We start from the raw sequence: 13529 nt of genomic DNA on the forward strand, positions 1-13529 counted from the left end.
GCGTTACAGAATTACGGTTTCCAAGTTCAACCCTGTCACGTAATCGGGCGCACCATTTTCAACGCGCCAGAGGCAATACGCCGCCATGCGCCACGCATACCATGGCCTGAGCTGTAGATAGCGCGCGACGATTTCCGGTCTGCCGTAGGCCGAAAGAAACTGGTCTTCCTCTTTCTTCGACAGTGGTGAACCTCGGTAAAGCTGCTGCATTGCAGGCGACAAAAAAAGCGCAAGGTCTTCGCAGGGATCGCCCAGGGCCGGGCATTGCCAGTCAATCAAGGTCAGACCGCCGGTCGCCACCAGGATATTGCCTGCCACGGGGTCGCCATGGATCAGGCACGTCCGTTCCGTAGGTGCGACCGGATTCGTAGGTTGCAAATCGGCGAGTTTGTCGCGCCCGTGTGACGTACAGCCTTGCAGAATTCTGTTTCCATGAGCGCGCAAGTCTGCGCTGCCGTTGCAACCGACTGGCGCCTGGACGGCAATGGGCAGGGTATGAAGCTTGCGCAGCAAGGCGCCAACCTGGGCTGAATCCTGCCGCCAGGGTGCTCCGGGGGCGTGGTCGTAGAACACCCAGCGGGCTTCTTTGTATTGCCCTGTGGCCCGCAGCCTTGGCACGAAACCCGTGGCGCCAAGCGCCTTCAGGCATTGGGCCTCCAACTCTGCATCATTGCGAAACAAAGGATTGCGCAATGCTGTGCTGTAGAGTTTCAGGACCTTGTCGTTGTCGCGGCCCTTGACCTTCCATACCCTGTTGGTGCGCCCGCCGTACAAGGTTTCGAACCGAGGATGCGCGTTGACCAATCCTTGCGCGTAGAGATGGTCAACCAGATCTCGAGGGGGGGCAGGCAGGTCGGGCAGAGGTTCCATCACTTCTTATGGCGAGTCGATTTGCCAAGCTTTGGCCCGTCCCGCCCGACAGATCAAGCACCAGTTCGGACTGCGGTGACCTGAGTTGCGGGAATCACCTGACCGCCCTGCAATGTCAGCAAAACAGTATCGTCGCCAACCTGTGCTTCGACGACGCGACCGTAGGCGGCGACAGGTTTCTCGGAGAGCAACTCATCGCCTTTGTAGCTTTCCAGGGTTGCAGTGTAGTTGCCTGATGCCAATGGATTTCCAGAAGAATCCACGCCCGCCCAAACAAACTCTTCAGTTGTCGTGGGTACAGTGACTTTATCGATCACCGTACCGTCACTGTCGCGGACCACCAATTTGGTTGCGTCCGCATCAGGGTCGGCCTGAGCAAACAGTGTTACGGGCTGGCCGTCAAAGTGAAAGGCTGATGTCGAACGGACGTCCATGCCCACCCAACTTGCAAGCTCGTTCAGTTTCGTACCGCCCAATGCGTTGGCCAGGGTGGACAAGAGGTCATTGGTCTGGACTTGTTGCTCGACCATCGAGAACTGCGCCAACTGAGACGCATACTCGGTCGAATCCATCGGCTCCAACGGATCCTGATTCTTTGCCTGCGCCGTTAGCATCAGCAAGAACGTCTCAAAGTCCGACGTAATCGCGGACTTTTGTGATGCCCCGGCCTTTTGTTGATCCGCAACGGGCTGCGTGGTGTTGACAGGCGCAATCATTGGTCAAAACCTCATGTCGATGCCCCGGCCCGAGGCCAGATTCTGTGGATGGGAAGTTGTGTGATCGATCCGTTCCTGCGGCGCAGCTTCTGAATGTGAGGGGGATTGGGTGTCAGCGTCATTTGCGTCCTTTTGATCTGCGCCAGAACCCCAGGAGGTTCCCAGATCAAAGCTCAGATCCCCATACCCCAGTTTCTGAAACTCTTCTGTCAGAACGGACAAATGACGCCGCATTAACTCGAGGGTTTCCGGGCGCTCGGTCGCAATGGTGATTTGCAGGCCGTCCTCCCGGCCGTTCAAAACAATCGACACACGCCCAAGCTCTTCCGGATTCAACGCTATTTCGGTTGCTCCTGATCCGGTGCGTGTCTGGACCGCTGCCGACAGCTGACCAGCGATCGCCCGGGCGATTTCTGCTCGGGCGGCAGTAGACGGAGCCGTGAGTTGAGGCGCGGAGTCGCGCGAGGTCAGCGGCAGAGGTTCCTCTCTGGTGGCAGGCAGGGCCTCAACCTCGACAACGGGTGGAACCGGTTCGGCTTCAACGGCAGTTGCCATCAGCTGAAGCTGCGCCACCGAGGGCGCCCGGTCAGGCGCTGACGGTTTGGGCGTCAGAATGTTCACTTCGGGCAACGGTTTCTTTTCAGGGCCCAGCGGGAGTGGGACGGCCCCCGTTTGTTCGACCGTGCCTTTGGGCTTTGCAAGCTGATCAGACATCTGGCCGATTTCGGTCATGGCTGCCACTTGCACAGGTTGGGGCGCCGGACCCTGCGCCTTCTGCGAGAGCGACGGAACCGGGGAAGGCGTGCCGCCTTGTTTGGGCAAACCTATGGATGCCAATACCTGTGGTTGATCCGGTATTTCGGAGGGGGTTTGATTTGCCTCCGCAACCTGAATCGGCATCATCGTTACCTCGTCCAAGCCGGGGGTTTCGAGGAATGCAGAAGGGGTTTTCTGTTCGCCGGTGCGTTCTGAAATCTGGGTGGGATGGGCCGTTGCAGATGCCTCGGCCGTTGTCTCCGGCACAGGCTCAGGCTCTGCTTCGACATTTTTCAGCTCGGTACTGATGGCAGCGTTTTCGCCTTCAGGGTGGCCGGTGGCACCAACCTCTTGCCCGAGGACATCCTGAAAGCTCTCCGATCCGGTGTTTTGGCCCGGAGCCTTACGAGATGTGACGGCTTTCTCGGGTGTGGTCGGCGTTGCGTTCGCCAGCGTTAGGGGGTTGGGCATTTTGCTCCGGCTCCGTGTGATTGGTCGGAACACTGCCTGTAGGAAGTTACGTTTATTTTAACCGCTTTCACCTTTGATCGAGAAAGTTCAAAGCAAATTCGGAGAATGCCATGAAGGTTTCCACCCTTCCTCACGTATCTCAATCACAGTCACCCCAGACCCGGCTGAAAAACGCCGCCATAGAGCTGGAGGCGGCGTTTCTGGCGGAAATGCTGAAATCTGCCGGGTTGGGAAAAACCCGCCAGTCCTTTGGCGGTGGCGCCGGTGAGGATCAGTTTTCTTCGATGCTTGTTCAACATCAGGCGCAGCAACTGGCCCGGTCTGGTGGCGTGGGCCTTTCCGAAATTCTGTTCAAGTCACTGATGGAGAAAACCGATGACGTCTAAAGTCGATAATGCGTTGATCAAGTCTTTGGAAGAAGTCCTGGATTTGGAACGTGCCGCACTTGTGCAGGGGGATCTGGACCGTTTGTCCAGCATGGTGCCTGAAAAAGAAAAGCTGATCGGGGCAATCAATGATCTTCAGGTGCTGGAAAGCGAGGCACTGATTCGCGTTCAACAGAAAGCCGAGCGCAATCAGGCGCTGCTGAACAGCGCGGCTGAGGGCATCCGGGCAGTCGCCAGCCGAATGGCTGAATTGCGGCGCGTTCGGCAGGAATTCAGCACCTATGGTGCGGACGGACAGCGAAGTGAATTTGCGGTGCGCAGCGTGGCAAAGCTGGAAAAGCGGGCATAGGCAGAAGTTTGATTCAAATCCGAAATTTCTGGGTTACGCGTTTTAGCACTCCGTTAGGGGATCGGGTTCAAAAGTGGTGTTGCACCTGAGATCAACAGGTGGCGCGAACGGCCACGCGGCGCGTCGCACAGGTCAGAAAGACACCAATGCCCGCAAATAGTGCGGGGTGAACATGGGCAAAACGGCCCGAACGGAAAAGGATGAAAGCTATGTCCAGCATTCTGACAAACAATGGCGCGATGGTTGCGCTGCAAACGCTCAAGTCGGTTAACAAGAACCTGGCCTCCACCCAGAACGCGATCTCGACCGGCAAGGATGTCGCAACGGCCAAGGACAACTCGGCAGTATGGGCGATTTCCAAAGTGATGGAGTCGGACGTCAAAGGTTTCAACGCCATCAAGGACAGTCTCGCGCTTGGTGAATCGACTGTCGCCGTTGCACGGAATGCCGCGGAAACCGTCACTGATCTGCTGACCCAGATGAAAGGCAAGATCGTCGCCGCGCAGGAAGACAACGTTGACCGCGGCAAAATCAATGATGATGTGACTGCGCTGAAAGGTCAGATCGCGTCCGTTGTCAGTGCGGCGCAGTTCAATGGTTTGAACCTGGTTGACGGCTCTGCCGGTTCCGCTTCGATCCTTGCGTCGCTGGACCGCGACAGTACCGGCGCCGTAACCTCGTCGTCGATCACCGTTGCAGGGCAGAACCTGTCAACCGGCGGTTATGTCACCAAGCAGGTTTTTGACGGTTCGACCGGCGCATCGACAGGCAACGATCGCGTTGGCGCAACCATCGACAACGGCGCGACTGCCGCAACCGCGCTGGTCACCGACGAATCCAGCGGTGTGTTTGCCGCCGGTGACAAGGTTGTCGTCGCGATCAACGATCAGGTCGTGTCCTATACCGTGTCTGCCGAAGACGCCGCCGCGACAACAACCGGTGATCTGGTTGCCGTTGGATTGAAATCGAAGATTGAAGAGCTTGGGATTACCGGTCTGACCGTGGATTATGACTCGGGCACAGCCGGAACCCTGTCCATCACCAACGGTACGGGCTCTGACATTTCGTTCTCGGCTCAGTTCGTGAATGCCGGTGCAGGTGGTCTGGGCGCGCTGGCCGGTATTGATGTCTCGACCGGTGCGGGTGCGACCGCAGCCCTGGCCGCCGTTGAATCGCTGATCGATACTTCGATCGATGCGTCGGCTGCTTTCGGTTCCTCTCAAAGCCGGATCGAAACTCAGAAAGAGTTCATCTCGAACCTGTCCGACTCGTTCAAGTCAGGTATCGGGTCGCTGGTCGACGCGGACATGGAAGAGACTTCGGCGCGGCTACAGGCGCTTCAGGTTCAGCAACAGTTGGCGACACAGTCGCTTTCGATCGCCAATCAGGCACCGCAGTCGATTCTGTCGCTGTTCCGTTAATTTGCATAATCGGTTGGGGCGCGGATTTCGCGCCCCATCAATGACTGCCTGATGACGGCCCTTTGGAAGGATTTCAAGTGACACCGCAAACCCTAGCCCATCAAACCTATGCGCAAACAGCCGCGCCGACTCGGACGCCTCGAGACACGGAGTACGAAGCGATTTCAAGGATCACACGGCGTCTGAAGGCAGCAACAGCACAAAAGGCAACGGATTTTTCGGGCTTTGTTCAGGCCGTGCACGAAAACCGGCGGCTATGGGGGGTGCTCGCAACCGGCGTTGCCGATTCCGAGAATGCCCTGCCCAACGATCTGAGAGCCAGGATCTTCTACCTTGCCGAATTCACCGAACAACACAGCAGCCGCGTTCTAGGAGACGGCGCAACCGTTGAACCCCTGGTGGAAATCAACACGGCTGTATTGCGCGGATTGCGCCAGATGAGGGCAACTTGATGAGCGGACTGGTCCTAAAGCTTGCCCCGAAAGAAAGGGTTCTGATCAACGGGGTCGTGATTGAGAACGGCGATCGTCGCGGCCGGTTTTCGATCATGACGCCACAGGCGAATGTTCTTCGACTGCGGGACGCGATTCATCCGGATGAGGTGAATACGCCGGTGCGCCGCGTCTGCTATGCTGCGCAGCTTGTATTGTCGGGTGACATCGAACCTGGCCAGGCACGTCAGCAACTGTTGCGCCGCGTGGAAGAGCTGAGCCAGGTTTTTACGGATGCAGATAGCCGTCGGGTTTTGGCCGAAGCCACGGATGCCCTGGTTGCAGAGCATTATTACAAGTGCCTCAAATCGCTTCGCTCGCTTCTGCCGCGCGAAGAGCGGCTGATGGCTTATCAGCAATGACATTCCAGCCCGTCATCCCAAGCGGTGGAATCGTGGGCTGGCGGTTCTTGCAACGTACGTATGAAAGCCAGCTCCAGAGTTTTTCGTCGTCAGCTGCGAATGAAAGAGAGACACAGTATTTTCTGGACAACATCGGAAAAATCCAATCCGCCGAACAGCTGGTGTCGGATCGCAGGTTGTTGCAGGTCGCATTGGGTGCGTTCGGACTGGAAGGAGATTTGGACAACCGGTTTTTCATACGCAAAATCCTCGAGGATGGGACACAGGCGGATGACGCGTTGTCCAATCGATTGGCCGACAAGCGATACCGGGAGTTTTCTGACGCCTTTGGGTTTGGTCCCGGTGCTGTCCGAAAAACCGCGCTGACGTCCGACATGGGGCAAATCGCCCAGGCCAATTTGACGGCACGGTTTGAAATTGCCGTTGGCGAGTCGGATGAAACGATGCGCATTTCGCTCTATGCACAACGAGAACTTTCGGATCTCGCCAACAGGGCCTCAAGCGCAGACACAAAGTGGTTCGATCTGATGGGGTTGCCCCCTTTGCGCAGCATGATGGAAACGGCACTTGGACTGCCGTCATCCTTTGCGCAGCTGGACATTGACAAGCAGTTGGTCGAGTTCAAGGCCAGGTTGCACAAACTGACCGGCTCGGAGGACTTGGCACAGTTTTCGAACCCAAAGTCCATCGAGAAACTGACCGACACATATTTGGCCAGAAGTCAGATTGCGCAACTTCAGAACACGATCTCGCCAGCGCAGACCGCGTTGATCCTGTTGGGAGCCGTTTGAGCAGAGCGCCTCCGGGTCGAAGTGATCGATGAAGCATGATCGCACAGGCGTAACGTTGATCAAGGCAATGCGGGTTTCTTCAGAACTGCAAATGAAAGGCCTTAACCGTTCAGAATCTCATCGGCTGCGGTTCGTAAAGCATATGATCTGACGGGCCGGGACACATTGTGCAGATTGACGTCGCCCAGCGGCACGGCGTTGGAACAGGCCGGTTCGATGTCTTCTGAAACGACAATGCGGTGCCCTTGCGTCTTGCCGAATTCTCCCAGGCGCGCTGCGATGTTCGCGGCCTGACCGATAACCGTGAAGTCAAGGCGTTCACGAGACCCCACATTGCCGTAGGTGACACGCCCATAAGCGACGCCGATCGAACAGTCGCAATGCACGTCCGTGCCTTCTTTGCGCAGTTCACCCAAAGTTTCGACGATTTTGATCGCCGAGCGCTGGGCATTGGCGCGGGCTGTACTGGCATCTTCGTCCGTTGCCGGGAAAACGGCCAGCACAGCGTCGCCAATGAATTTCAGAACTTCTCCGTTATTGTCGTGAACAATACCCGAGACTGTTTCAAAGAACTCGTTCAGGAGACTGATATATTCCCCCCGGCCCAGCTTTTCTTCCAGGCTTGTTGAATTGCGGAGATCGCAGAACATGATTGCGGCGTCGATCTCATCCCCGTCACCCCGCCTGATTTCGCCACCCAGCACACGCGCGCCGGTGCGCTTGCCAACATAGGTTTCCAGCAGGACCTGCGCGTTTTCGCGCTGCATGAACACTTCGTAGAAACGGGCAATGACAGAGGAACATTCAAATACAAGGCCCAGGTTTTCGGTCGTGAACCCGTCCGGGTGATCGCAGGTCAGCGTCAGAACATTGGTGCGCCCGTCGGAAAACGGCAAGGGCATGGCCACGTAATCCGTTGCGCCCTTGGCCCGCAGATCTTCCATGATCGGAAAGCTGTTATGCGGGTTTTCATCGTTCAATCTTTGCCGCACGCCACCCAGACCGTTCGAGACATGTCGCAAAGGGCTGTTGATGAACGCCGGGTGGTCATAGATTTCGTATGTCGGGGCCCGGGTCAGAATCTCGTCTTCATCTTTTTCCCAGATATAGTGCTTTCCCGCGATAAGCGGGTGCAGAGACCAGGCCAGAATGCTCAGCCTTTGTATCGCGATGCCATGCTCCAGCATCTTCTCGGCCAGCGCTTTGGTAAAGCTCTCGGGTGTTGTTGCAGTCGAAGCACCACGCATCAACCAGTCAATCAGCGGGCCGCTGATATTGCCGTCTTCAGGTTCGCGAAGGCGGTTTTCGCCCAGATCGATTTTCGTATAGGCGCCGGGCATAAACCCTATGCAGCCTTGTATGGCCGCGCTTTCAGGCAGGGCTTCTTCATAGGCCCAGACAGAATTGGCCAGATTTTCCGAACCCAGATTGATGTCGTGGTAAGTGGCAGTGCCTTTGAACGGGCAGAATGTTTGCAGATCTGTTTCTTCGCTCAGATCAACACAGACATCCGCGCGGGGCACATAGATCGTGGGGGGCAGGCGCGTTTCATACATCACCTTGGCATCTGTACTTTCAGCCAAAAGCACATCGTTTCGGTAAATGGCAATTCTGCCATTCAGCGATTCAACCGATATTCCATACCCATTGATCTTTGGTGCGGCGTGGACGTTCACATGCGACCTCCCTTGCCTGGGGTTGTTCTAGAATGGGGCTTTGCATCGCACATTCCAAGAGGCGGCGAAGGGAAAAGTGCCAACGCATATGGTCACACGGCAAGGCTCAGACCATCTGTATGACGTCTTTTTCGATGGACAGCATATAGCCTTTTTTGGCGATGTTCTTGACCAGAAGTTCACTGACCATCTGGTTGCCAAGCGCATCCCGCAACCGTTTGATCCGCGTCGCGCCCGCAGCTTCGTCGCAATCGGCTGCATTGCGGCCGGAAATCATCGCCTCGATCTGGGCCCCGGACAATACCTCGTCATCCAGTCGCGATTCAGCCAGAACCGAGAGGGTTTCCATGGCGGCGGGCGTGAGTTTGAAATCCATGTTGTTGAGGTAGACGGTGTTTTCCTCGCGGCTGATCAGCAACGAGGTCACCTGAATGCCGGTGCGTTCGATCTGCGCCATGCGTCGGTTCAGCAGTACCAGCATCACCAGAAAGACCAATGCCGAGGCCATCATCGCACAGGCAAAAACCAGCAGCACATAGATCACCATCCGATAGCTGGACAGGGTGTCGGCGAAGGCGGTGCCAGACTGGGCCAGAATTTCAAGCAACCGGATTTCGGTTTGCGAGGTCAGATCGGCCTCGATGAACAATCGCTCGACCCGCGCGTTGAATGCATTGGCGTCCGGCAGGGTCCAGAACAGGAAAACGGCGGCAGTGATCAGGATGGCGACAATGGCTGCGATGCCCAGCACAACCAGCCTGACACCAGACCGGCGCGCATCAGAAACGGAGATAGAATTGTCCGGCATTGCCCTTCCTCTGATCCAACCCTTCCGGCCCGAAAACGGACTGCACTTCAAGCAAGGTCCAGCCTGACGCGCTCAGGCGCCGGGCGATTTCTGCCTGGGCCTGGCCCTTGTCGCAGTTCGAGACCTGAATGACCCCATAATGCAAACGCAGCGGGTTGTCTTTCTTGGCCTTGTAATCCGCATAGCAATCCGCGGCAGACGCAGCAGTGCCAAGCGATATCAGGACCGCAAAGGTCAGAGAAGAGAGGATCTGTTTCATAGGCCGCATCCTGCGCATGAGTTGTCGCGATATTCAATAACCCAAGGGGTTTGCGGGTTCTGATATCCGATAACACCGGGCCGTTATTGCTTGTCTGAACCGGTCGCCCCCAGTGTCAGGGCAATCACGACGCGCTCCGTCACACGGTCGCCCAAACACTATGAAGGACACGCATCATGCACAGGAAATTCATTGCTTTCATTGTTGCGACCGCGGTTGCAATAACCGGGGTTTCTGCTTCTCAGGCGCGGGCTGCGGATGCAAAGGACATTCTTGGCGGGCTGGCGGCCATCGCGATCATCGGGGCCGGGGTTCACTATTACAACAAGGAAAAGAAAAAGGATCGGGCGGCTCGCCATCAGACATATACCCCGGCACCTTACACGCCGCAGCCGGTGCGCCCTCTGCCGCCGCGCGTGGCGCGATACGATCTGCCGCAGCGCTGCCTGCGCACATTCAACGGGTATTCACAGGATCATCCGCTGCTTGGGCCTAAATGCCTCAAGAAGCACTACAAACATGCCAATAGCCTGCCGCAAGAGTGCAAAGTCGGTTTCTGGAATGGCCAAAAGGTCAAGCGGGCATACGAACCCGCGTGCCTGCGCCAGAAAGGATACCGTGTCGTTTACCAGTAACAACGGTTGAGCAGGAGCGGCGCCAATGACGCGCCGTATGAGAGAGGGCGGTGTGGGCTGCCCTCTCTTTTTTTCTTGCGGCGCTGTGTGAAACGCGGTTTTCCAAAGGCATGACAAAACCAGACTTCGAACTTGAGCAGGCGCTGCTGGACCGGGGCCATTATCGCATCGCGGGTGTGGATGAGGTCGGGCGCGGCCCTTTGGCGGGACCAGTTGTCGCCGCGGCCGTGATCCTGAACCCACAGGCCATCCCCGAAGGGTTGAATGATTCCAAGAAGCTGACGGCCAGACGTCGGGCCGCGCTGGATGCCGAGATCCGGCACAGCGCCGAGTTTGCCGTGGCCGAAGCCTCGGTCGCCGAGATTGACGAGATCAACATCCTCAGGGCATCGCATCTGGCGATGCTGCGCGCGGTCGAGGCTCTGTCGCCGGCCCCTGATTTCCTGCTGATCGACGGGAACATGATTCCACGCGGCCTGAAAATCCCGTCGCAGGCCATCGTGAAGGGGGATGCCCGATCGGTGTCGATTGCAGCCGCCTCGATCCTTGCGAAAAACTGGCGCGATCAGGTGATGGTGGATTTGGCGCAACAGCATCCGGGATATGGATGGGAAACCAACGCCGGTTATCCGTCAAAACAACACAAGGAAGCACTGCAAAATCTTGGCGTGACCCCACACCATAGACGTTCGTTCAAGCCGGTGCACAATATCTTGTATCAAGAGTAAATCGTAAGCCGCTGATTCAAAAAAGAAATTGACGCCGATTCGTCTTTGACTCATCCTTGTCTCAACCAAATGAGCGCAAAAGCGCCGTGGACACTTGAGGCAGTGATATGACGACAACCACCAAAAAGGGCGCAATAGCGCCCCCTTTAAACACGATTCTATCCGGGGACTGCATCGACGTGATGAACAGTCTTCCCGACGCATCCGTTGACCTGATTTTTGCGGATCCGCCCTATAATTTGCAGTTGAAAGGCCAACTGCATCGCCCGGATAACAGCCAGGTGGATGCGGTGGACGATCACTGGGATCAGTTTTCAAGCTTTGGTGCCTATGACGAATTCACCCGCGCGTGGTTGAAGGCGGCGCGCCGTCTGCTCAAGCCAAATGGCGCGATCTGGGTGATTGGCTCTTACCACAACATCTTCCGTGTGGGTTCGGCCTTGCAAGATGCAGGCTACTGGATTTTGAATGACGTTGTCTGGCGCAAATCCAATCCGATGCCCAACTTCCGCGGCAAGCGTTTTACCAACGCGCATGAGACGATGATCTGGGCGTCCAAGCGCGAAGGGGCCAAATACACCTTCAACTATGAGGCGCTGAAGGCCCTGAACGAAGGCGTGCAAATGCGCAGCGACTGGGTGCTGCCGATCTGCACCGGGCATGAACGTCTGAAGGATGAAAACGGCGACAAGGCGCACCCGACGCAAAAGCCCGAGTCTCTGCTGCACCGGGTTCTGATCGGGTCGACCAATCCCGGTGACGTGGTGCTTGATCCGTTCTTCGGCACCGGCACCACGGGTGCGGTAGCCAAGATGCTGGGCCGCGAATTCATTGGTATCGAACGCGAGGAAAGCTATCGCAAGGTGGCCGAGAAACGCATCGCCAAGGTGCGCAAGTTCGACCGTGAGGCTCTGGAAGTCAGCGCCAGCAAACGTGCCGAGCCGCGTGTTCCGTTCGGGCAGCTGGTCGAGCGCGGCATGCTGCGCCCGGGCGAAGAGCTCTATTCCATGAACCAGCGCCACAAGGCCAAGGTTCGCGCCGATGGTACGCTGGTCGGCGACAACGTCAAAGGCTCGATTCATCAGGTGGGCGCTCATCTGGAAAATGCGCCGTCCTGCAATGGCTGGACCTATTGGTGCTTCAAGCGTGACGGCAAAACGGTTCCGATCGACGTCCTGCGTCAGCAGATCCGGGCCGAGATGAACTGATTTCAAGAACACCGCCGGTGCCTGTGGCCTGACACAAGGCACTACGCCTTGCCCCGCCGATCCTACGGCGGGGTCTTTTGTTTTTGGACCAACAGTGATTGCATGAAGATGACCCTGACACTGCAAGAAAGATCACGGCCATGACCGAGACAACCGCGCAGCCCCGCCGCAGTCTGTTTTTCACGGAACCTGACACTTTCGATCTGGACAACAAATACACCGAGGCCGCGTTGGAGCGGCACAAGCGCGAAGGGCTTGAACTGGCTGTACGCGCGCGCTGGGTGGCCATGGCCCTGACCGGGGCTCTGCTTATTTTTCTGAACCCGCAATGGGATGTGCTGTGGTATCATTTCATCCTGCTGCTGATCTGCGCCAATGGATGGCTGATCCGCAGCGCGGGCCGGGTGGGGCAATCCCGGGTCGAGCTTCTTTTGATCTTTGTTGATCTGTTGATCATGACCCTGGGGATGATCGTACCCAATCCGTTCAGCGATGATGTCCGGCCGCTGGCCATGCAATATCGGTTTGACAACTTTCAGTATTTTTTCGTCATTCTGGCGGCTGGAACACTGGCCTATTCCTGGCGTACGGTGATTGCCATCGGTTCGTGGACGGCAATGATGTGGACGATCGGCTGGATCGTCGCCTGGTGGGTGGCCACGCCTATTCCGGAGATCAGCGAAAAGGTTGCAGAGGCCTTGCAGGGCTATCCGGATGTTGCCGAGCTGCTGGATCCCAACAGTTTCATGGTCCCTCAACGTATACAGCAGGTGATCGTGTTCATGATGGTTGCAGTAACGCTGGGCATCTCGATGCGGCGACTCAATCAATTGTTGATGAACAACGCGGGGCTGGAACGGGAACGGGCCAATCTGTCACGGTATTTCTCGCCCAATGTGGTAGATGAGTTGAGCCAGAACGATGAACCGCTGAAACAAGTCCGCAAAGCGGATGTGGCCGTTCTGTTCATCGATATCGTCGGGTTCACCAAATACGCCGCCGGGCGGGACCCCTATGAAGTGATCGAGGTGCTGCGCGGGTTCCATGCCCGTATGGAAACCGAAGTATTCCGGCACCACGGGACATTGGACAAGTATCTGGGCGACGGTTTGATGGCGACCTTCGGCACGCCGGTGCCAACGCCTCTGGACGCGAGCAATGCCCTGGAATGCGCCCGTGCGATGGTAGGCGCGATCGACCGTTGGAATCTGGAACGCCGCAGGGTTGGAGAGCCTGAAATCCATGTCGGCGTTGGGGTGCATTACGGCTCGGTCGTACTTGGGGATATCGGTGCCAACCGGTTGGAATTCGCGGTGATTGGCGATGCGGTCAATGTGGCTGCCAAGCTTGAAGCGCTGACGCGTGATTTCAAGGCGCGTGTCATTGTCAGTGATGCCGTGCGCCTGCGGGTTGCGGAAGAAAACCCGTCGATGTCGGAGGCCATGGACGGTTTTGTTGCCTGTCGCGACCAATCCGTTCGAGGGGTCGAGGCGCCGATGGATGTCTGGGTGATGAAAAGCTGAGGGCCTCCCGCCCGTCAGAACAGCATCGCAGATGCAGTGCTGACAGTTGGGCCAAGCAGCGCGCCTGTGCGCGCTGCGG

At 57.2% G+C, this 13529-nt stretch carries 16 protein-coding genes; 10 read left to right on the forward strand and 6 right to left on the reverse strand.

Going from position 1 to position 13529, the window contains the following annotated elements:
• Positions 1 to 3: 3 nt before the first annotated feature.
• The 3 genes from AC2FF8_RS17035 to fliK are packed head-to-tail and all read right to left on the reverse strand — an operon-like array spanning position 4 to position 2813.
• Entirely contained in the window at positions 4 to 870 is an 867-nt protein-coding gene (locus AC2FF8_RS17035; RefSeq protein WP_496880292.1) for a phosphotransferase, read from the reverse strand.
• A 53-nt stretch (positions 871 to 923) separates the two neighbouring features.
• The gene (locus tag AC2FF8_RS17040; protein WP_496880293.1) at positions 924 to 1586 is read right to left on the reverse strand and encodes a flagellar hook capping FlgD N-terminal domain-containing protein; all 663 of its coding nucleotides are present in this window, start codon (positions 1584 to 1586) and stop codon (positions 924 to 926) included.
• Positions 1587 to 1589: 3 nt separating this feature from the next.
• Positions 1590 to 2813, reverse strand: a complete 1224-nt coding sequence (gene fliK / locus AC2FF8_RS17045) for a flagellar hook-length control protein FliK (protein ID WP_496880294.1) — start codon at positions 2811 to 2813, stop codon at positions 1590 to 1592.
• 110 nt (positions 2814 to 2923) lie between these two features.
• Here fliK and AC2FF8_RS17050 point away from each other — a divergent pair, with 110 nt between their 5' ends.
• The 6 genes from AC2FF8_RS17050 to AC2FF8_RS17075 all read left to right on the forward strand — a co-directional run bounded on the left by AC2FF8_RS17050 (position 2924) and on the right by AC2FF8_RS17075 (position 6613).
• On the forward strand, positions 2924 to 3199 hold the full coding sequence (locus AC2FF8_RS17050; RefSeq protein ID WP_171230574.1) for a rod-binding protein: 276 nt from the start codon (positions 2924 to 2926) through the stop codon (positions 3197 to 3199).
• Entirely contained in the window at positions 3189 to 3548 is a 360-nt protein-coding gene (locus AC2FF8_RS17055; protein WP_170345563.1) for a flagellar biosynthesis protein FlgN, read from the forward strand. Before AC2FF8_RS17050 ends, AC2FF8_RS17055 begins: the two co-directional genes overlap by 11 nt.
• A 209-nt stretch (positions 3549 to 3757) precedes the next feature.
• Complete coding sequence (locus tag AC2FF8_RS17060; RefSeq protein ID WP_170345564.1) at positions 3758 to 4969, forward strand: flagellin N-terminal helical domain-containing protein; 1212 nt, start codon at positions 3758 to 3760, stop codon at positions 4967 to 4969.
• A 77-nt stretch (positions 4970 to 5046) separates the two neighbouring features.
• Positions 5047 to 5421, forward strand: coding sequence for a flagellar biosynthesis regulator FlaF (gene flaF, locus AC2FF8_RS17065; RefSeq protein ID WP_170345565.1), 375 nt, complete (start codon positions 5047 to 5049; stop codon positions 5419 to 5421).
• Positions 5421 to 5822, forward strand: coding sequence for a flagellar biosynthesis repressor FlbT (flbT, locus tag AC2FF8_RS17070; RefSeq protein WP_152459291.1), 402 nt, complete (start codon positions 5421 to 5423; stop codon positions 5820 to 5822). Before flaF ends, flbT begins: the two co-directional genes overlap by 1 nt.
• Complete coding sequence (locus tag AC2FF8_RS17075; protein ID WP_170345566.1) at positions 5819 to 6613, forward strand: DUF1217 domain-containing protein; 795 nt, start codon at positions 5819 to 5821, stop codon at positions 6611 to 6613. The genes flbT and AC2FF8_RS17075 overlap by 4 nt, the downstream gene beginning before the upstream one ends.
• Before the next feature lie 101 nt (positions 6614 to 6714).
• Here the strand turns inward: AC2FF8_RS17075 and AC2FF8_RS17080 are convergent, their stop codons facing one another.
• The 3 genes from AC2FF8_RS17080 to AC2FF8_RS17090 all read right to left on the reverse strand — a co-directional run bounded on the left by AC2FF8_RS17080 (position 6715) and on the right by AC2FF8_RS17090 (position 9356).
• Entirely contained in the window at positions 6715 to 8289 is a 1575-nt protein-coding gene (locus AC2FF8_RS17080) for a DUF427 domain-containing protein (RefSeq protein ID WP_496880295.1), read from the reverse strand.
• 106 nt (positions 8290 to 8395) lie between these two features.
• Entirely contained in the window at positions 8396 to 9097 is a 702-nt protein-coding gene (locus AC2FF8_RS17085) for a winged helix-turn-helix domain-containing protein (protein WP_496880296.1), read from the reverse strand.
• The gene (locus AC2FF8_RS17090) at positions 9069 to 9356 is read right to left on the reverse strand and encodes a hypothetical protein (RefSeq protein WP_496880297.1); all 288 of its coding nucleotides are present in this window, start codon (positions 9354 to 9356) and stop codon (positions 9069 to 9071) included. Before AC2FF8_RS17090 ends, AC2FF8_RS17085 begins: the two co-directional genes overlap by 29 nt.
• Positions 9357 to 9532: 176 nt before the next feature.
• Here AC2FF8_RS17090 and AC2FF8_RS17095 point away from each other — a divergent pair, with 176 nt between their 5' ends.
• The 4 genes from AC2FF8_RS17095 to AC2FF8_RS17110 all read left to right on the forward strand — a co-directional run bounded on the left by AC2FF8_RS17095 (position 9533) and on the right by AC2FF8_RS17110 (position 13450).
• Entirely contained in the window at positions 9533 to 9991 is a 459-nt protein-coding gene (locus AC2FF8_RS17095) for a hypothetical protein (protein ID WP_257599439.1), read from the forward strand.
• 110 nt (positions 9992 to 10101) lie between these two features.
• On the forward strand, positions 10102 to 10719 hold the full coding sequence (gene rnhB, locus AC2FF8_RS17100; RefSeq protein ID WP_170345571.1) for a ribonuclease HII: 618 nt from the start codon (positions 10102 to 10104) through the stop codon (positions 10717 to 10719).
• Between the two features lie 107 nt (positions 10720 to 10826).
• Positions 10827 to 11927 carry a site-specific DNA-methyltransferase gene (locus AC2FF8_RS17105; protein ID WP_496880298.1) on the forward strand — a complete coding sequence of 367 codons (1101 nt, stop codon included), beginning with the start codon at positions 10827 to 10829 and terminating at the stop codon, positions 11925 to 11927.
• A gap of 140 nt (positions 11928 to 12067) precedes the next feature.
• On the forward strand, positions 12068 to 13450 hold the full coding sequence (locus AC2FF8_RS17110; protein WP_425080116.1) for an adenylate/guanylate cyclase domain-containing protein: 1383 nt from the start codon (positions 12068 to 12070) through the stop codon (positions 13448 to 13450).
• Positions 13451 to 13529 lie beyond the last annotated feature (79 nt).

The organism is Ruegeria sp. YTSA144 (assembly GCF_059610125.1).

Bases quoted from the DNA above. Each gene is read 5' to 3' on its own strand.
- AC2FF8_RS17075 (WP_170345566.1), top strand. From the start codon at position 5,819: ATGACATTCCAGCCCGTCATCCCAAGCGGTGGAATCGTGGGCTGGCGG.
- AC2FF8_RS17055 (WP_170345563.1), top strand. From the start codon at position 3,189: ATGACGTCTAAAGTCGATAATGCGTTGATCAAGTCTTTGGAAGAAGTC.
- AC2FF8_RS17050 (WP_171230574.1), top strand. From the start codon at position 2,924: ATGAAGGTTTCCACCCTTCCTCACGTATCTCAATCACAGTCACCCCAG.
- AC2FF8_RS17105 (WP_496880298.1), top strand. From the start codon at position 10,827: ATGACGACAACCACCAAAAAGGGCGCAATAGCGCCCCCTTTAAACACG.
- AC2FF8_RS17085 (WP_496880296.1), bottom strand. From the start codon at position 9,097: ATGCCGGACAATTCTATCTCCGTTTCTGATGCGCGCCGGTCTGGTGTC.
- AC2FF8_RS17040 (WP_496880293.1), bottom strand. From the start codon at position 1,586: ATGATTGCGCCTGTCAACACCACGCAGCCCGTTGCGGATCAACAAAAG.
- AC2FF8_RS17095 (WP_257599439.1), top strand. From the start codon at position 9,533: ATGCACAGGAAATTCATTGCTTTCATTGTTGCGACCGCGGTTGCAATA.
- AC2FF8_RS17110 (WP_425080116.1), top strand. From the start codon at position 12,068: ATGACCGAGACAACCGCGCAGCCCCGCCGCAGTCTGTTTTTCACGGAA.
- AC2FF8_RS17035 (WP_496880292.1), bottom strand. From the start codon at position 870: ATGGAACCTCTGCCCGACCTGCCTGCCCCCCCTCGAGATCTGGTTGAC.
- rnhB (WP_170345571.1), top strand. From the start codon at position 10,102: ATGACAAAACCAGACTTCGAACTTGAGCAGGCGCTGCTGGACCGGGGC.
- flbT (WP_152459291.1), top strand. From the start codon at position 5,421: ATGAGCGGACTGGTCCTAAAGCTTGCCCCGAAAGAAAGGGTTCTGATC.
- AC2FF8_RS17060 (WP_170345564.1), top strand. From the start codon at position 3,758: ATGTCCAGCATTCTGACAAACAATGGCGCGATGGTTGCGCTGCAAACG.
- AC2FF8_RS17090 (WP_496880297.1), bottom strand. From the start codon at position 9,356: ATGAAACAGATCCTCTCTTCTCTGACCTTTGCGGTCCTGATATCGCTT.
- fliK (WP_496880294.1), bottom strand. From the start codon at position 2,813: ATGCCCAACCCCCTAACGCTGGCGAACGCAACGCCGACCACACCCGAG.